Source organism: uncultured Aliiroseovarius sp. (assembly GCF_947492455.1).
GTDB lineage: Bacteria > Pseudomonadota > Alphaproteobacteria > Rhodobacterales > Rhodobacteraceae > Aliiroseovarius.
On sequence record NZ_CANLNB010000003.1, the window covers coordinates 520,170 to 537,923 of the forward strand.

The 17,754-nt window shown below is 59.9% G+C and carries 18 protein-coding genes; 11 read left to right on the top strand and 7 right to left on the bottom strand.

All coding sequences use genetic code 11. The annotated features are described in order from the left end of the window. Positions 1-4 precede the first annotated feature (4 nt). Together Q0677_RS09205 and secG are read right to left on the bottom strand one after the other, a co-directional pair. Positions 5-1,648, bottom strand: coding sequence for a CTP synthase (locus tag Q0677_RS09205; RefSeq protein ID WP_298908780.1), 1,644 nt, complete (start codon positions 1,646-1,648; stop codon positions 5-7). A 270-nt stretch (positions 1,649-1,918) separates the two neighbouring features. Then, positions 1,919-2,287: a preprotein translocase subunit SecG gene (secG, locus tag Q0677_RS09210; protein WP_298908783.1), complete on the bottom strand. Its 369-nt coding sequence runs from the start codon at positions 2,285-2,287 to the stop codon at positions 1,919-1,921. Between the two features lie 183 nt (positions 2,288-2,470). On the opposite strand from secG, the gene Q0677_RS09215 reads away from it, so the two are divergent. Both Q0677_RS09215 and Q0677_RS09220 read left to right on the top strand, forming a co-directional pair. Further along, positions 2,471-3,766 (top strand): adenylosuccinate synthase, encoded by a 1,296-nt coding sequence (locus Q0677_RS09215; protein ID WP_133487825.1) that lies wholly within the window; start codon positions 2,471-2,473, stop codon positions 3,764-3,766. Positions 3,767-3,770: 4 nt separating this feature from the next. Then, complete coding sequence (locus Q0677_RS09220; protein ID WP_298908788.1) at positions 3,771-4,052, top strand: DUF2842 domain-containing protein; 282 nt, start codon at positions 3,771-3,773, stop codon at positions 4,050-4,052. Positions 4,053-4,099: 47 nt separating this feature from the next. On the opposite strand, the gene Q0677_RS09225 is transcribed toward Q0677_RS09220, so the two are convergent. Further along, on the bottom strand, positions 4,100-6,016 hold the full coding sequence (locus Q0677_RS09225; protein ID WP_298908791.1) for a hypothetical protein: 1,917 nt from the start codon (positions 6,014-6,016) through the stop codon (positions 4,100-4,102). 144 nt (positions 6,017-6,160) lie between these two features. Here Q0677_RS09225 and Q0677_RS09230 point away from each other — a divergent pair, with 144 nt between their 5' ends. Further along, a complete protein-coding gene (locus tag Q0677_RS09230; protein WP_298908794.1) occupies positions 6,161-6,844 on the top strand; it encodes a thiamine diphosphokinase in 684 nt (227 codons plus the stop codon). Positions 6,845-6,862: 18 nt separating this feature from the next. Here the strand turns inward: Q0677_RS09230 and Q0677_RS09235 are convergent, their stop codons facing one another. From Q0677_RS09235 to Q0677_RS09245, 3 genes are all read right to left on the bottom strand, one after another. Next, positions 6,863-8,242, bottom strand: coding sequence for an L-serine ammonia-lyase (locus Q0677_RS09235; protein WP_298908796.1), 1,380 nt, complete (start codon positions 8,240-8,242; stop codon positions 6,863-6,865). A 93-nt stretch (positions 8,243-8,335) separates the two neighbouring features. Further along, positions 8,336-8,689 (bottom strand): YbaN family protein, encoded by a 354-nt coding sequence (locus tag Q0677_RS09240; RefSeq protein ID WP_298908798.1) that lies wholly within the window; start codon positions 8,687-8,689, stop codon positions 8,336-8,338. A gap of 65 nt (positions 8,690-8,754) precedes the next feature. Continuing rightward, positions 8,755-9,438, bottom strand: a complete 684-nt coding sequence (locus Q0677_RS09245; protein WP_298908800.1) for a glutathione S-transferase family protein — start codon at positions 9,436-9,438, stop codon at positions 8,755-8,757. Between the two features lie 129 nt (positions 9,439-9,567). Between Q0677_RS09245 and rpiA the strand changes: the two genes are divergently transcribed. The 6 genes from rpiA (at position 9,568) to Q0677_RS09275 (ending at position 15,857) form a co-directional block, all read left to right on the top strand. Continuing rightward, positions 9,568-10,350 (top strand): ribose-5-phosphate isomerase RpiA, encoded by a 783-nt coding sequence (gene rpiA / locus Q0677_RS09250; protein WP_298908803.1) that lies wholly within the window; start codon positions 9,568-9,570, stop codon positions 10,348-10,350. Between the two features lie 162 nt (positions 10,351-10,512). Then, positions 10,513-11,880, top strand: coding sequence for a glutathione-disulfide reductase (gene gor / locus Q0677_RS09255; RefSeq protein ID WP_298908805.1), 1,368 nt, complete (start codon positions 10,513-10,515; stop codon positions 11,878-11,880). Between the two features lie 129 nt (positions 11,881-12,009). Beyond that, positions 12,010-13,167, top strand: coding sequence for an FtsH protease activity modulator HflK (hflK, locus tag Q0677_RS09260; RefSeq protein WP_298908810.1), 1,158 nt, complete (start codon positions 12,010-12,012; stop codon positions 13,165-13,167). Further along, the gene (locus Q0677_RS09265; RefSeq protein WP_298908813.1) at positions 13,167-14,039 is read left to right on the top strand and encodes a protease modulator HflC; all 873 of its coding nucleotides are present in this window, start codon (positions 13,167-13,169) and stop codon (positions 14,037-14,039) included. Before hflK ends, Q0677_RS09265 begins: the two co-directional genes overlap by 1 nt. Continuing rightward, positions 14,036-14,227: a DUF2065 family protein gene (locus tag Q0677_RS09270; RefSeq protein WP_298908816.1), complete on the top strand. Its 192-nt coding sequence runs from the start codon at positions 14,036-14,038 to the stop codon at positions 14,225-14,227. Before Q0677_RS09265 ends, Q0677_RS09270 begins: the two co-directional genes overlap by 4 nt. Before the next feature lie 100 nt (positions 14,228-14,327). After that, positions 14,328-15,857 (top strand): DegQ family serine endoprotease, encoded by a 1,530-nt coding sequence (locus Q0677_RS09275; protein WP_298908819.1) that lies wholly within the window; start codon positions 14,328-14,330, stop codon positions 15,855-15,857. Between the two features lie 125 nt (positions 15,858-15,982). Here Q0677_RS09275 and Q0677_RS09280 read toward each other — a convergent pair whose 3' ends face one another. Further along, positions 15,983-16,177 carry a DUF1127 domain-containing protein gene (locus tag Q0677_RS09280; protein ID WP_133487797.1) on the bottom strand — a complete coding sequence of 65 codons (195 nt, stop codon included), beginning with the start codon at positions 16,175-16,177 and terminating at the stop codon, positions 15,983-15,985. 356 nt (positions 16,178-16,533) lie between these two features. On the opposite strand from Q0677_RS09280, the gene ruvC reads away from it, so the two are divergent. Both ruvC and ruvA read left to right on the top strand, forming a co-directional pair. Further along, entirely contained in the window at positions 16,534-17,040 is a 507-nt protein-coding gene (gene ruvC / locus Q0677_RS09285) for a crossover junction endodeoxyribonuclease RuvC (RefSeq protein ID WP_298908821.1), read from the top strand. Further along, entirely contained in the window at positions 17,037-17,738 is a 702-nt protein-coding gene (gene ruvA, locus Q0677_RS09290) for a Holliday junction branch migration protein RuvA (RefSeq protein ID WP_298908824.1), read from the top strand. The genes ruvC and ruvA overlap by 4 nt, the downstream gene beginning before the upstream one ends. Positions 17,739-17,754 lie beyond the last annotated feature (16 nt).

Sequence of the window (17,754 nt, forward strand, 5' to 3'; positions counted from 1 at the left end):
TGGCTTAGACCAGCCGTTCGATGTCTTTCGCAGCACGCACGAAATCCGCAAACAACGGCGCCGGGTCGAAGGGTTTCGACTTGAGCTCCGGGTGGAACTGCACGCCGATGAACCAAGGGTGGTCTTTCCACTCGACGATTTCCGGCAGACGGCCATCCGGCGACATGCCCGAGAAGACCAGCCCGCACTCTTCCAACTGCTCGCGATACTTGGTGTCGACCTCGTAGCGGTGACGGTGGCGTTCCTCGATCGTGTTGGAGCCATAAACTTCGGCCACTTTCGAGCCTTCGGTCAGCGCAGCCGTATAGGCGCCCAGACGCATGGTGCCGCCTTTATCGTCACCCACTTTGCGCTTCACCTTGTAGTTGCCCTGCACCCATTCCTTCAGGTGATAGACAACCGGAGTGAAACGGGTCTCGCCGGCTTCGTGGTCAAATTCTTCGGATCCCGCATCGGTGATGCCGGCTACGTTGCGCGCAGCTTCGACCACGGCCATTTGCATGCCCAGACAGATGCCCAAATAGGGGATTTTACGCTCGCGGGCGAACTGCGCCGCTTTGATCTTGCCTTCGGTGCCGCGCTCGCCAAAGCCACCCGGGACCAGAATGGCGTGGAAGCCTTCCAGATAGGGGGCGGGGTCTTCCTTGTCGAAGGGTTCGGCATCGACCCATTGCAGGTTCACCTTGGTGCGGTTGGCCATGCCGCCATGCACCAAAGCTTCTTTGATCGACTTATAGGCGTCTTCCAGCTGGGTGTACTTGCCGACCACGGCGATCTTCACTTCGCCCTCGGCATTGTGAATGCGGTCTTCGACGTCTTCCCAGCGGCTCAGGTCGGGTTTCGGAGCAGGAGCAATCTGGAACGCGTCCAGTACAGCCTGATCCAGACCCACATTGTGATAGGCCATCGGCGCTTCATAGATCGACTTCAGGTCATAGGCCGGGATGACCGATTCCTGACGGACGTTACAGAACAGACCGATCTTGGCGCGTTCTTTGTCGGGAATCGGGTGCTCGGACCGGCAGACCAGCACGTCAGGTGCGATGCCGATCGAGCGGAGTTCTTTCACGCTGTGCTGCGTCGGCTTGGTCTTGAGCTCGCCCGAAGCAGCCAGATAGGGCAGCAGGGTCAAGTGCATGAAAATACACTGGCCGCGCGGACGTTCCTGGCTGAACTGACGGATTGCTTCGAAGAAGGGCAGGGCTTCGATATCGCCCACGGTGCCGCCGATTTCACACAGCATAAAGTCGACCTCATCGTCACCGATTTCGATGAAGTCTTTGATTTCGTTGGTGACATGCGGGATCACCTGAATGGTTTTGCCCAGATAGTCGCCGCGGCGCTCTTTTTCCAACACGGTGGTATAGATGCGGCCCGAGCTAACCGAATCCGTGTTGCGTGCCGCCACGCCGGTGAAGCGTTCATAGTGGCCAAGGTCCAGATCGGTCTCGGCGCCATCGTCGGTCACGAAAACCTCGCCGTGCTCAAACGGGCTCATCGTGCCAGGGTCGACGTTCAGATAAGGGTCAAGCTTGCGCAGACGGACTGTGTAGCCGCGCGCCTGCAACAGCGCACCCAATGCGGCCGAGGTCAGACCCTTGCCCAAGGAAGAAACAACACCGCCGGTGATGAAGATGTAACGTGCCATGTGGTTGGCTGCCCCCGTGATACTGGCGTCGTTGCGCCGCAATAGCTTGTAAGTGGATACGCAAACAGCAAGCAGAAAACACCGCTGCGAATCCGGTCCTCACGGGATTAAAGATATAACCGATTCCGGCGTCCCGCGCAACCGGATCGTCTAGATAATGGGGCGACGCAGCGCCCCGCCTCTAGGTGTTGTGTGGGTTGTCTATCGTCCGGTTTTCTAAGCGAAAACCGGTTCGACCGAAGATATGGGGCAGGCGAACCCGCCCGATGATCAATCCGCGCGCGGCGGGGTCAGGCTTTCGTCGGTGTTGACCGGCGGCAGCAGGTTGCTGACATCCGGAACCGCAGGCGCGGTTTCGCCTTCAGCGGCAGGGGCCTCAAGACCCAGCGCATCCACGACCGAGCTATCAGCCGAATTCTTTGCCGAAATAATCGTCAGCGAGATCGAGGTGATCAGGAACGCAATCGCAAAACCCCAGGTCAGTTTGCCCAAGGCCGTTGCCGCACCACGTGCCGACATAACGCCGCCACCACCGCCGCCACCAATGCCAAGGCCACCGCCCTCAGAGCGCTGCAAAAGCACGATCCCGATCAGCCCAAGGGCCAGGATCAGGTGAATGACGAGGATGACGTTTTCCATATGGGGCGCTTCCCGTGGTTTGGGTTCGTTCGATCTGCCGGGGTATGTAGGCGAAAAGAACGCAGGGTGCAAGCCGCAGCAGGAAGGATCGCGACCTTTCTGCATTCGCAGCAATTACACCTTTCGCTGGGGAAGATGTGCCGCTATACCGGGCCGGGTTTTCTTTGAGATAGGAAAAAGACCATGGCCAATGTCGTTGTCGTAGGCGCCCAGTGGGGCGATGAAGGAAAAGGTAAGATCGTTGACTGGCTCAGCGAACGTGCCGATGTGATCTGCCGGTTCCAAGGGGGGCACAATGCGGGCCATACTCTTGTTATTGACGGAGCGGTTTATAAGCTGCACGCGCTGCCCTCGGGTGTTGTGCGCGGTGGCAAGCTGAGCGTGATCGGCAACGGGGTCGTGCTGGACCCGTGGAACCTGCTGAAAGAGATCGAAACGGTGACCGCGCAAGGCGTTGATATTTCGCCGGAAACGCTGATGATCGCGGAAAACACGCCGCTGATCCTGCCGTTCCACGGCGAACTTGACCGCGCCCGTGAAGAGGCCGCGTCGAAAGGCACCAAGATCGGCACCACCGGTCGCGGCATTGGTCCGTGCTATGAAGATAAAGTCGGTCGTCGCGCCATTCGCGTCGCCGATCTGGCAGACGATGCCACGCTTGAGGCCCGCGTTGACCGCGCGCTGCAGCACCACGATCCGCTGCGCAAAGGTCTGGGCATCGAGCCGATCGACCGCGACGCGCTGATCGCACAGTTGAAAGAGGTCGCGCCCGCGATCCTGAAATTCGCCGCCCCCGTCTGGAAAGTGCTGAATGAAAAGCGCAAATCCGGCAAGCGGATCCTGTTTGAAGGTGCGCAGGGCGCGCTTCTGGACATCGATTTCGGCACCTATCCCTTCGTGACCTCCTCGAACGTGATCGCAGGTCAGGCCGCTACGGGTGTCGGCATCGGTCCGGGCTCGATCGACTATGTTCTGGGCATCGTAAAAGCCTACACCACCCGCGTGGGCGAAGGCCCGTTCCCGACCGAACTGGACGACGATGATGGTCAGCGTCTGGGCGAGCGTGGGCACGAGTTCGGCACCACCACGGGCCGCAAGCGCCGTTGTGGCTGGTTCGATGCGGCTCTGGTCCGCCAGACTTGCGCAACCTCGGGCGTGACCGGGATCTCGTTGACGAAACTGGACGTTCTGGATGGGTTCGAAACCCTGAAAATTTGCGTGGGTTATGAACTGGACGGCGAGCGTATGGACTACCTTCCCACCGCAGCCGATCAGCAAGCCCGTTGTACGCCGATTTATGAAGAGATGCCGGGTTGGTCGGAATCGACCGAAGGCGCACGTAGCTGGAATGATCTGCCCGCCAACGCGATTAAATACGTCAAGCGCGTGGAAGAGCTGATCGAGTGCCCCGTGGCGCTTCTGTCCACAAGCCCGGAACGGGACGACACCATTCTGGTGACCGACCCGTTCGCGGATTGATCTGATGGCGCTGGGATATAAGGCCCGCAAGCGACTGGCACTTCTGGTGCTGGTCGTCGGGCTGCCGGCCTACATCATCGCGGCGGTCTTTGTGGTAAGCCTGTTTGACCGCCCACCGATCTGGCTGGAGTTCATCATCTACGCGGCGCTTGGCTTTTTGTGGATGGTGCCCTTGAAGCAGGTGTTTTTGGGGGTCGGTAAGGCGGATCCGGACGAGGATGAAGCCAACTATCCCCATGATCCCGCAGGGAAATATGCCCTGAAAGACAAAGACGATAACGCATAAAAAAGGCCCCGGATCGGGGCCTTTTTTGTGTCCAGTGCTTGATGCGATCAGGCGGTTTGCAGACCGCCCTGAGCAACAGCGGCGTCTGCGCTGGTCAGCGCATAGCAGCCCTGCGCCACTTTGATGATCTCGCCTTCGCGCAGAAGACGGCCAAAGGCGCGCAGCGCATCCTCGCGCGAAATCCCGCCGGGAACACCCAGCTTCGTCACCAGTTTCACCAGCTGCGGGCGGTGGAAATGCGACTGGCCCGACGTTTGCGTCACAAAGGACGCTGCGGCGCGCAGATAGCCCTCGGTGTCATTGTGGTCGATATGGGCGGCGAACGCTGTAAAGGCGGTCAGATCGGCAGTTGTGGCAACAACCGGCTCTGCATCCGGATCAGCGTCGGTGGCGTCCGGGTTCTTACGGTGAGTGCTGATGTTGACGCGGCGCGGACGCACGAGGCGGTCACGCGGTGCGGTAACCGATGCGTCTTGCTCGGTGTCGGTGTCTTTGACGCGCTGTTCGGAAATCAGCACCAAGGGAGAGGTGCGCTGAGGTTCCGGCGTTTTCGGTGCCGTCGCCTCTGGGCTTGGCGCCTTGACGGCCTTTGCCAGATCGCTGCGATAGGGCGACTTCTGCTCTTCTTCGGTGCCCTCCACCGGACCCGTAGCCTTGTCGGCGCGGGTTGCCTGAACCGCAGCTTTCAGGTGGCTGATCGAGCTACGGCGACGCGAAGCATCCTGATTGTCCATCTGTGTGTTGGTTTCGGCCAAAATGCGGTCCAACGCGCTATCGTCGCGTGCAGCTTCTTGTTCGTCAAAGACCTGTGCGCGACGCTCGCGGCGGGCATCCATGCGGCTTTCGGCTTCCATCGTCGACAGCAGCGCTTCGATTTCGCTGTGCAGCTCGCTGCGCGGGGCGTTGTCCGCGATGTCGCTGGTGATGTCATCTGAAACCTTGGTCGACACTTCCTGTACGGCGACGCGCAGGGAATCGTCCAGCGGGAGGGGCGGTAGCGGTGCAATCGACGCAAACGCGGATTTCAGCGACGGAGCGGGCTCGGCCTGTGCTTCAAGGTCCGCGCGCGTTTCGGCTTCGGCCTGTGCCAGCTCGGCGGCCAGATCGGCCTCTTGCTCGGCGGTCAATGCAGCATCCGAGTGGATCTCGGTCGCGTCTTCGATGCTGTCGCTTGTGGGCGTGTTGGTCTGCGAGACGACGACGTTTTCCTCGCCGTCGCTGCGGCGCTTGCGTTTGACACGCAGCACGCGCGAGACATTGCTGGCTTCAGTGCGACCCGTGTCCTCGACCGGGGGGGCAACAACGGCAGCCTCCTCGGGGGTGCCCGGTGCACCATCGTCATTCATCGCAATCTGATCTTTCACGCGCTGACGCTTGGCGTCGCGATCTGCGGTTTCCGAGACAGCCTCTTTTTCCGCTTCTGCATCCGGCGACAGAGCATGGTTGGTGATCAGCGCATCAAACTCGTCCAAATCTTCCAGATCCGTCAGTTCTGAATTTGCAGCCCCAGCGGCATGCTCGTCTTCCAGATACTCGTCTGCGATCTGCGCGTCGTCCAGCGCAGCCGCCCGTAGACGAGACAGTTTCGACAGCGCGTCATCTTCGTTCAGATCGTGCGCGGCACCGTTGTCGTCTTCGCGTTCGTCGACCTGCGCGGTCATCGTGGCCACCTTGGCTGGCGCATCGTCCGACTGCGGTTTCAGGTCTTCGGCGCTTTGGCGCAGGATAATGCCCTGATCTTCGATTTCGGCATCAACCTGTTTCAGCGATTCACGCTCGGCGATTTTGTGCAGGACAGAGGTATCCGGCGCGACAGGCTCGGCGCCGAACGAGCGGTCTTGTTCGGCCAGACCGCGGAAATAATCGGCGATCGATTTCATCGCGCCGAACGGATCATCAAATCCTTCCAGCGTGCAGGAAAACGTGCCATAGGAAACCGTGAGGATCTTGTTGTTGTTAACCATTAATAATTCACCTTCTCAACCAGAACGACGACAACGATACATTTAACTATAGTGATGCTTAAATTGCGCAAAAGCGCGATGTGGTTGGTATTTTTATGTGTCGGAAATGTGGCAATAATGTGGAGAGGGGCCGGAATACAAACCATGAGTTGTCAAGTTCTACGTCTGGATGAAGGGGTTACGTTGCTGGGCGGAGGTCAAGCTTCGCCAAAAGACATCGCGGAATCGTTAAGGGTGGCGCCAAATCTGTTTGGCGTTGACGGCGGCGCCAACCGCGCGGTGGCGCTGGGCCTTGATATCATTGGGGTTTCTGGTGACTTCGATTCGATCAGCGACGCAACGCGTGCAGAGCTTGATCCTTCGATCCTGATCGAGACGCCGGATCAGAATCGAACGGATTTCGACAAGGCACTCGACTTGGTCGACGCCCCAGTGATCTTGTGTACAGGCTTTACCGGAAAACGCATGGACCATCAGCTGGCCTGCTATTGCGTTTTGGTCCGTCAGGCCGGGAAACCGGCAATTCTTCTAGGCGAAGAAGACATCTGTTTTCACCTGTCCCAAAAGGTCACACTGGACCTGCCCGCAGGCACGCGCCTGTCGCTGTTTCCGATGGCCCGCGTGATCGCGAATTGCACCGGATTGCGCTGGCCCGTCGAGAATTTGGAGTTCGCGCCTTGGGGACAGATCGGCACCTCGAACGAGGTGACAGACGGCCCTGTCACCCTGTCCGCCAAAGGCGAGGGGCTTTTGGTGATCCTGCCTCGCGCGTACCTGCAACAGGCCGTGCGGGTGCTGTGGCAGGGCGACCCGGCGCGCTGCCCCTAGGCCCGGAACGTCTGGCGATCAGCAGTTCGGAACGTTGACCGCCAGACCGCCCAATGAGGTCTCTTTGTACTTTTCCATCATGTCCTGACCGGTCTCGAACATCGTTTTGATGCAGGCGTCCAGCGGGACCAAATGGGTGCCATCACCACGCAGGGCAAGAGATGCGGCAGATACTGCTTTGATCGCGCCCAGACCATTGCGTTCAATACACGGCACCTGCACCAGTCCGCGCACTGGGTCGCAGGTCAGGCCAAGATGGTGTTCCAGTGCGATTTCCGCCGCATTTTCCACCTGTTCAGGTGTCCCGCCCATCACGGCACACAGGCCGGCAGCGGCCATTGCGCTGGCGGAACCGACTTCGGCCTGACAGCCTGCTTCCGCACCCGAGATCGACGCGTTGTGCTTGACGATGGCGCCGATGGCCGAGGCCGTCAGCAGGAAATCGTGAATGCGCGATGCTGATGCCCCCGGCACGTGGTTCAGCCAGTAATAGACCACCGCAGGCAACACGCCCGCTGCGCCATTGGTCGGGCTGGTGACAACCTGTCCGCCCGCGGCGTTTTCCTCGTTTACCGCCATCGCATAGACGCTCATCCAATCGTTGATCGTGTGCGGGGCGGTCAGGTTCAGGCCTTGCTCAGCGATTAGACTATCATAGATGGCTTTGGCGCGGCGCTTGACCATCAAGCCGCCGGGCAGAATGCCATCTTTCGTCAACCCGCGCTCGATGCAGTTCTGCATGACCTCCCAGATCCGATCCAGCTTTTCGGCCAAGCTTGCGGGGCCCATATGCACCAGCTCGTTGGCGCGTTTCATGTCCGCGATGCTCTTGCCCGAGGCCTTCGCCATCTCAAGCATCTGCACGGCGTTTTCAAACGGGTAGGGATGAATTTTCGCATCTTGCGCGTCTAGCTTGGCTTCTTGCGCCTGCTCGGCCTCGGTCACGACGAACCCGCCGCCGATCGAATAATAGGTCTCGCGCACCACAACGTCGCCTTGCGCATCGGTGGCCATCAGCTGCATGCCGTTGGCGTGACCGGGCAGGGGGTGGTCATAGTCGAAAATCAGGTCGGTTTGGGGCGCGAATTTCAGCGTGCCTAGACCGTCAGGCGACACAGTGCCAGTTGCCTCGATATCCGCCAACGCGGCCTCGGCCTTGGCGTGGTCATAGCTGTCGGGCAGGAAGCCCGCGAGGCCCAGAATGGTCGCACGGTCGGTCGCGTGGCCGACGCCGGTAAAGGCAAGCGAGCCATGCAGCGAGGCCTTCAACCCATGCACCTGGAAGGGCTGTTCACGCAGCAATTCCAAAAAGCGGGCACCCGCAACCATTGGCCCCATCGTGTGGGACGAACTGGGGCCGACCCCGACTTTGAACATGTCGAATACAGACAGGAACATTTTGACCTCGCTTGGTTACATCAGACCATTGTGCGGATTTTCCGCAAGTAGGTGCGTGAAAAAGCGACAGTTTTTACGCCAATCGCGTTCCGGTCAATCCGGGCGGGTTAGAATGAACGCGGCCCCCGCCCCCATCAGCAGCACTTGCGCCAGCACCACCCACCACGGAGCGCTCAGGATTAGCGAGAGGACAAGGACCAGCGCCATCATGCTGGTGGCAAGCGTTTTGGCCCGGCGCGAGATCGCACCACGCTCTTCCCAGTCGCGGATAGCAGGGCCGAAATGGGCGTGGTCAATCAACCACGCACGGGCGCGCGGGCTGCTGTTGCCAAAGGCAAAAGCCGCGACCAGCAGAAAGGGCGTGGTCGGCAGCACGGGCAGAATAACCCCGAGAAGGCCAAGCGCCACGGCGCACCACCCAAGCGTGAGATAGAAAACCTTGCCCATGTCCTGCGCCCATATTGCTGTCCCGACAGTCTCAGATGCCAGAAGGGGATTGTCCAGATGGCGCCTTACAGCGCCACCCCTTCCGGCGGATTGGCAGGCGAGGGGTTGCTGAGCGGCGTCTCGCCCAATCCCTCGGCGATCATCGCCGCCTGCATCGCTGGGCGGGCTTCGATCCGCGTGGCGAGGGATCGTAGGCGCGGCCAGTTGTCGAGCACGAACCACGGCTCGTCCCGCAGATACAGTGCAAACCAGCGCAGGGGCGTGGCGACGTAATAGTCCAAGGCGGTCGGTGCCTCGTCGCCAAACCAGTCATGCCCTTCGCCCAGCAGCGCCTCGTAGCGATCCAGATGTCCTTGCAGTCGCTTGGCCACGATGCGGCGGTGGTCGTCTGCAGGTCCAGCTGTGAACCGCTCGGCATAGAAATGCTGGCGCAAATCCATCTGCAGACCATTCGACGCCACCATCATCCACGACAGGAATGCCCCACGATCCGGGCTGTCCGCAGCAGGCGCCAGCCGCCCCGCGCGATCACAAAGCCAGAGCAGGATGGCTGCAGTTTCAAAGACCACCCCATGCGGGGTCTCGAGCGCCGGGATCGTCCCCATCGGATTGACCTTCAGATAGGCAGGGCTTTGCTGCGCATTGCTGCCGCGGTCGACCAGAACGGTTTCATAGGGCTCGCCTAGTTCCTCCAGCACAAGCCGGATGATCAGAGAGGCGTTGTCGGGGGCGTAGTGAAGTCTCAACATGGCGCGACACAATCAAATCCACAGCAATGTGACCAGAAAAAAGTTGCCGTTCTGGCTCGATACTCGCCAACGCGGGGTCCGCACCCTATAAACTGCGCAACAGTTGTTTGGTTTGAGGGATTCGTTGTTATGACCGCAGAACTTTCACCTATCGACACGGCCAAAAGCATTGCAGCGAAATATGCGGTGCAGTTCGTGGAAGATGGGATGAGCGTTGGGCTGGGGACCGGGTCGACATCGGCTTGGATGGTCAAATATCTTGGCGAACGCGTGCGCGAGGAAGGGCTGAATATCGTCGGCGTGCCGACCAGCCGCCGTACTGCTGCACTGGCACAAGGGGCTGGCCTGCGGGTCTCGACATTGGACGAGGTCAAGTGGCTGGATGTGACCATTGACGGGACCGACGAATACGACGCCGATCTGACCCTGATCAAAGGGGGTGGCGGGGCGCTGTTGCATGAAAAGCTTGTGGCCTCGGCCTCGGACCGGATGATCGTGATTGCGGACCAGTCAAAATCCGTAGCCCATCTTGGCGCGGTTCCCTTGCCGATCGAGGTCATTCCTTTCGGCCTGCAAACCACCCGCGCCACGGTCGAGGCGATGTTGGACGGGATGGATGTGCTGGGATGGGAAGCAGTGGTGCGGATGATCGATGACACGCCCTTTGTGACGGATGAAGGCAATCATATCATTGACTTGCACCTGAAACGGATCGGCGATCCGCGTCATCTTGCGCTTGCACTGAACCAAGTGCCGGGCGTGGTCGAGAACGGGCTGTTCATCGACATTTGCGACATGGTGGTGTTGGGCCACGGCGACGGGCGGATCGAGGTGACGGACCTGACCGATGGCACTTTGAAAGAGGTGCAGGTGGAAACCGGGCAGGACGCCAACATGTTTGCGGATCTCTGATCGGGATCAGACGCGGAAACGTGATCAATGTGACAATTCTGGGGGTGGAAAGCCGCGTGCCAAGCCCCTAGCTTTCAGCGGATGCAAACCCCGATGTGATGCGCACCCGACCGGGTGGGACGTGAAAGGCAATGAACGGGTGGGACGTGAAAGGCAATGAATATGAGCGGATTTGACTATGACCTCTTTGTTATCGGCGGCGGCTCGGGCGGCGTGCGCGCTGGTCGTGTGGCAGCCGAAGGCGGTGCGAAAGTGGCGCTGGCGGAAGAGTTCCGCATGGGCGGCACCTGTGTCATCCGCGGCTGCGTGCCGAAAAAGCTGATGGTCTTTGCCTCGCAGCATGGTCCGGCGGCGGCAGATGCTGCGGCCTATGGCTGGCAGGGCAATGCGCGTGGTGAGTTTGACTGGAAGGGCACCTTCCGTCCCGCGCTGCATGCGGAACTTGAGCGGCTGGAGGGCATCTATACCCGCAACCTCGGCAATTCGGGGGCAGACATTTATAACGCACGTGCGGTTGTCAAAGATGCCCATACTGTCGAGTTGTCGACGGGTCAGACCTTCACCGCCAAGCACATCCTTGTGGCCACCGGCGGACGACCGTTCATTCCGGATACGCCGGGCGCGGCTGAATTGGGCATCACCTCGAACGAAGTGTTCAATCTGGAAGAATTCCCCGCGCGGATCCTGATTGTTGGCGGCGGCTATATCGCGACCGAGTTTGCCTGCATTTTCAACGGTCTGGGGAGCCATGTCGCCCAATGGTATCGCGGCGCGCAGATCCTGCGCGGCTTTGACGACGAAGTGCGCGGCTTCTTGGCCGAGCACATCCGCGAACGCGGCGTGGACCTGCATGTCGGCCTTGAAGTCGAACGCATGGAAGAGCGTGACGGCGCCATCTGGGTCAAAGGCACTGATGGGCGGGAAGAGGTCTTTGATCAGGTGCTCTTTGCCACCGGTCGTGTGCCGAACACCGACGGGCTTGGCTTGGAAGAGACCGGCGTGAAGCTGGGTCGTGGCGGGGAAGTGGTCGTGGATGACTACAGCCAGACCTCGGTCCCGTCGATCTATGCGGTCGGCGATGTGACCAACCGGATCACCCTAACCCCGGTCGCGATCCGCGAAGGTATGGCCTTTGTGGAAACCGTCTTTAATGGCAACCCGACCAAACCGGACCACGAGAACGTCGCCTCGGCGGTGTTTACCCAGCCGGAATACGGCACTGTAGGTCTGTCTGAAGAAGACGCCCGTGCGCAGGAAAAGATCGACGTCTATTGTGCGGCCTTCCGCCCGATGCAGAAAAGCTTCATCGGATCGAATGAACGCGTGCTGTTCAAGCTGATCGTCAGCCAAGAGACCCAAAAAGTGCTGGGCGTGCATATCGTCGGAGACGGCGCGGGCGAGATGATCCAGCTGGCCGCCGTGGCGATAAAAATGGGCGCAACCAAGGCCGATTTCGACCGGACCGTGGCCGTTCACCCGACCATGTCGGAAGAGATCGTGCTGATGAAGTCGCCCACCCGTAGCGACTGAACCGGTGCGAACGTCATTTAAACACATGAAAAGGGGGCGCATTGCGTCCCCTTTGCCTTGAAATCTGCGCCCCGAAGGGCCAGTTATGAGCGCGAAACCCTGTTTTTAACACGGAAGGAATAGGACCAGATGGCCAGCGATAATGGCGGTCCCTGGGGCGGCGGTGGAAACCGTGGCGGCTCTGACGGACGTCCCCCCTCGAACAATGGTGGCAACCGCGGCGGCAATAATCGCCCCGGCGGTGACAATCCCCAGATCCCGGAAATCGACGAGCTGATGAAAAAAGGCCAAGAGCAACTGCGTGTGCTCATGGGTGGCCGAGGTGACAGTCGCAAAGGTGGCGGTCGCGGTGGTCAAGGCGCAGGCGGTCCTAGCATCGGGCGCGGCTCGATCCTGCTGATCGCGCTTGTCGCGGCAGCCGTATGGGTCTTTGCCAGTTTCTATCGCGTCGACACGTCCGAGCAATCGGTCGAGCTGCTGTTCGGTGAACGCTACGGCGTTGGGGAAGAGGGTCTGAACTTTGCCCCTTGGCCCATCGTGACCAAGGAAATCTATGCTACGACGCGTGAAAACGTCATCAACATTGGTGATGGTACATCTGAAGGTCTGATGCTGACCGGGGATGAAAACATCGTCGACATCGACTTCCAGGTTGTGTGGAACATCTCGGACATCGAGAAATTCGTGTTCAACCTGGCAGCCCCTGAAAACACCATTCAGGCCGTGTCGGAATCGGCCATGCGCGAGATTATCGCGCGTTCGCTTCTGGCGCCGGTCCTGACCTCGGATCGTGGTGTCATTGCGCAAGAGCTGGAAGAGCTGATTCAGTCGACGCTCGACGGCTATCAGTCAGGCGTGAACATCATTCGTGTGAACTTTGACCGTGCCGACCCGCCTGCTGAAGTTATCGACAGCTTCCGTGAAGTGCAGGCTGCTGAACAGACCCGCGACACGCTGCAGAAACAAGCGGACGCCTATGCAAACCGCGTTGTGGCTGCGGCCCGTGGTGAAGCGGCTCAGCTTCTGGAGCAAGCCGAAGGTTATCGCGCGCAGGTCGTGAACGAAGCCGAAGGTGAAGCTGCACGCTTCTTGGCCGTGTTCGAGGAATACCAGAAGGCGCAGGACATCACCCGAAAGCGTCTGTATCTTGAGACGTTGGAAAAAGTCATGACCAATATCGATAAGGTCATTCTGGATGAAGCCATCGGTGGTGGAAGCGGTGTTGTACCCTATCTGCCCCTGAACGAGCTGAACAAATCGCAATCCAACAGCGGAGGGTCGAACTGATGAAACGTACTCAAGTTGCTCTTTTCGTTCTGGCCGGTCTGGTGTTCGGTGCGCTTCAGGCGGTCTATATCGTGGACGAACGCGAAACGGCTCTGCGCCTGTGGTTCGGTGAAGTTACCGCCGAAATTCGCGAGCCGGGCCTGAACTTCAAAGTTCCGTTCCTGCATGAGATCGTCAAGTATGACGACCGTATCCTGCCTTTGGATACCCGTAAGCTGGAAGTGACGCCGGTTGACGGTCGCCGCCTTGAGGTCGACGCGTTCGCCCGCTGGCGTGTTGCGGATGCCAAGCAGTTCCGTCGTGCGGTGGGCTCAAGCTCGATCGCGGGCGCTGTGCCGCGTCTGGAACGCATTCTGAACGCGGAACTGCGTGAGGTTCTGGGTAAGGTGAACTCGGGCGCTGTTCTGTCAGCTGACCGTGTTGTTCTGATGAACCAGATCCGTGATCAGGCCCGTTCGCAAGCCTTGTCGCTGGGTGTCGAGATCATCGACGTGCGCATCAAGCGCGCCGATCTGCCCAAGCAGAACCTTGAAGCCACGTTTGAACGTATGCGTGCCGAACGTCAGCGTCTGGCCGCAGACGAAATCGCCCGCGGTAACGAGGCTGCGCAGCGTCTGCGTGCAGCTGCGGATCGTACCGTGGTTGAGACCGTGTCGGAAGCCCGCAAGAACGCTCAGATCGTGCGTGGTGAGGCGGACGCCCGCCGGACCGCCATTCTGGCCGAAGCACTGGGTCGTGACGCCGAGTTCTTTACCTTCTTGCGCTCGCTGGAAGCTTACGAGAACTCGCTGACCACCGGCAATTCGTCGCTGGTAATCTCGCCGGATAGCGAATTCTTCGACTATCTGGGGTCGGAGCAAGGACGGCAATGAGCCTTCTGATACTAGGTATCGGGCTTGTGCTCGTGATCGAGGGGCTGGTGTTCGCACTGGCCCCTTCGCGTCTGGATGATTTGGTGCAGGCGATGGCAGCCATGTCGCGGGACCAGAGGCGGCTGATCGGTCTGGTCGCATTGGCGCTGGGCGTGCTTCTGGTCTGGCTGTCTGGTGTGCGGCCCTGACCCTCACGCCGTGTTACGTGTGTTCACATAGCGGTGAGGTCGCCGTCCAAACTTTGCGTTGCGCTTTCCCGCTCCTATCTAGAGACTATCATTTAAACGGATGTATCATCCGGTAGATATCGAAAAGGAGAGTAGTGTGAGAGCGCAGGCATACGCCCTTAGGCAAGTGCAGACAGAGTATTATCGGGGGTTTGTGGCCCTGATCCTTGCGGTCGCCACATTGTTGGCAACCTCCCTTCGCGTGGAGGCGCGCGGCGCGCCAGAAAGCTTTGCGGATCTGGCCGAACAAGTCAGCCCCGCGGTTGTGAACATCACCACGTCGACGATTGTGGCCGGGCGCGAAGGTGGCCCACAGCCGATGATCCCGGAAGGCAGCCCTTTTGAAGAGTTCTTCCGAGATTTCCTGGACCGCAACCAGCAAGGACCGAACGGCGGCGAACGTCCGCAGCGACAGCGCCGTAGCCAAGCGCTGGGCTCGGGCTTTGTCATCTCTGAAGACGGGTTCATCGTCACCAACAACCATGTGATTGAAGGCGCCGATGAGATCCTGATCGAATTCTTCGACCGCGAAGAACAGCTGGAAGCCAAAGTGGTTGGCACCGACCCCAACACCGACATCGCGCTTCTGAAAGTCGAAAGCGACGAGCCGCTGTCCTATGTCAGCTTTGGCGACAGCGACATCATGCGCGTTGGCGATTGGGTGATGGCCGTTGGTAACCCGCTGGGGCAGGGCTTCTCGGTCTCGGCTGGGATCGTGTCGCAACGCAACCGCGAGCTGTCGGGCAGCTACGACGACTACATTCAGACCGACGCGGCCATTAACCGGGGTAACTCGGGTGGTCCGCTGTTCAATATGGATGGTCAGGTGATTGGCGTGAATACCGCGATCCTTAGCCCCAATGGTGGCTCGATCGGGATCGGCTTCGCCATGTCCTCGGCCGTGGTGGACCGCGTGGTTGGCCAGCTGAAAGAGTTCGGCGAAACTCGTCGCGGGTGGCTGGGTGTGCGCATTCAGGACATCACCGATGACATTGCCGAAGCGCTTGGGCTGGAAAGCACCGATGGAGCGCTGGTAACGGACGTGCCGGATGGTCCGGCGAAGGACGCAGGCATTCAGGTCAATGACGTGATCCTGAGCTTTGACGGTGTGGATGTCACGGATTCGGGCGCGCTGGTGCGCACCGTTGGCAATGCTCCGGTTGGCAAGGCTGTCCGCGTGATGATCCTGCGTGACGGGAAAACCGAAACCATCAAGGTGACGCTGGGCCGTCGTGAAGACGCTGTAGCTGCTTCGAACCAAACGGGTGAAGAACCTTCCGCGCCTGCCGAACCCAGCAAGGTTCTGGGCATGACACTGGCGCCGCTGGATGACAGCACGCGCGAGGCGCTGGGTCTGAACCCCGGTGAAGAAGGTTTGGCCGTTCTGGACATCGACGAAGACACAGAAGCCTTCGAAAAGGGCATCCGTGCGGGTGACCTGATCTCGGAAGCGGGGCAGCAGCCTGTTGCCTCGATCGAGGATCTGGAAGCTAGCCTCGAGGTTGCGCGTGATGGCGGCCGCAAATCGGTCCTGCTTCTGGTGCGCCGTGATGGCAATCCGCGCTTTGTCGCGCTGACCCTCGAAGAATAATTCGAAACGAAAATTCCCGCCGGACAAGCTCTGGCGGGCAAAACAAAACCCGCGCTGGAGAAGCGCGGGTTTTTTAGTTTTGACCGAACTTGGTCAGTCCAACTCGTACAGTGAGTGGTGAGGTCTTAGATCGCCTCGATATCGGCGCGGCACAGCCCGATATCTTCAAGCTCGCGGTCCGTCAGTTTCGACAGTGCGTTGCGGGTCTCGCGAGCGTCATTCCAGGCGACCACAGCGGCAACAATACCGCGCATGGCGTCGGACAGACGGCCCCCGAAGACACCGCCGGTTACGGGAGTCATGGTTTCGAAAGCAGCCATTTTCGTGTCCTTCACAAAAAAGAGGTTGGGTGAGCTGAATTGCTCTGAAGCGCCATCTAGGACCGAAAAACCGTTGCCACAAGAACGGTTTTTGCATGCCCCATATGCGTTTTGTGCAACGGGTCGTTTTCAGGAAATGCGGGGTCGAAATTGGTCGAAAAATGGCAAAAATCACCGTAGATGATTGCTAGGTGACCAAAACTTTTTCTTCGATTTTTATTTAAGCTTCGCGTCAGGCAGTCTTCCTGAGTGGAGCTGCGCAAATCTGGCTGGTCAATGTTCTCGTTTCGTGCTAATTCTGGCGGCGTAACAAAAACGCGCCGAAAAGGCCGCAGAGCATCAGGGCAGAGCAGGATATGCGCATCATTGGCATCGACCCGGGACTTCGAATCATGGGCTGGGGGGTGGTGGACACCGCGGGGACGCGTCTGTCGCATGTCGCCAATGGCGTTTGCACCTCGCGCGACGGCGATCTGGCGTCGCGGCTTCTGTCGTTGCATGAACAGCTCTCGGATGTGGTGGCGCGGTTCCAGCCGGATACGGCGGCGGTGGAACAGACCTTCGTGAACAAAGATGCGGTCGGCACGCTGAAGCTGGGACAGGCGCGGGGGATCGCATTGTTGGTGCCGGCACAGGCGGGGCTGTCGATTGGGGAATATGCCCCCAACGCGGTGAAGAAAGCCGTGGTGGGCGTCGGTCACGCGGACAAGAAACAAGTGGATCACATGGTACGGATGCAATTGCCGGGCGTGCAGATCACTGGGCCGGACGCGGCGGACGCTTTGGCGATTGCCATCTGCCATTCCTTCCACGCACAGAACGCAGGCCGCCTTGAGGCCGCAGTGAAAAGGGCAACAGCATGATCGGACGGATCGCAGGACGCATTGACTATCGCGCGGATGATCACGTGCTGATCGACGTGAAGGGCGTGGGATACTTGGTCTACGTCTCGGACCGGACCATGTCAGCGCTGCCCGGCAATGGCGAGGCCGTCGCGCTTTATACCGATCTTCTGGTGCGCGAGGATAATTTGCAGCTTTTCGGATTTACCTCGTTGGTCGAGAAGGAATGGCATCGGTTGCTGATGAGCGTGCAAGGCGTGGGGGCGAAAGCCTCGATGGCCATTCTGGGCACGCTTGGCGCGGATGGCGTTAGCCGGGCGATTGCCCTGGGCGACTGGAACGCGGTGAAAGCGGCAAAGGGCATCGGTCCCAAGACCGCGCAGCGCGTGGTGAATGAATTGAAAGACAAAGCCGCCAGCGTGATGGCGCTGGCCGGGGCAGGGGGTTCGGCTGGGGCAGGCTCAGGCGCTGCCGCGCCTGAGCCTGATCTCGATGACATGGTCATCGAGACACCCGCAGTTGCGGATGCGACTTCGGTACCCACTGCGCCCAGCACGGATCCCGCTGCGCAGGCCGAAGCGCTGTCGGCCCTGACCAATCTTGGCTACGCGCCCGGCGAGGCCGCGTCGGCCGTGGCGCAAGCCTTGGGCGACGATCCCGCATTGAACACCGCCGGGCTGATCCGGGCGGCGTTGAAACAGCTTGCGCCCAAGGGCTAGGGGTTGAAGGATTAAG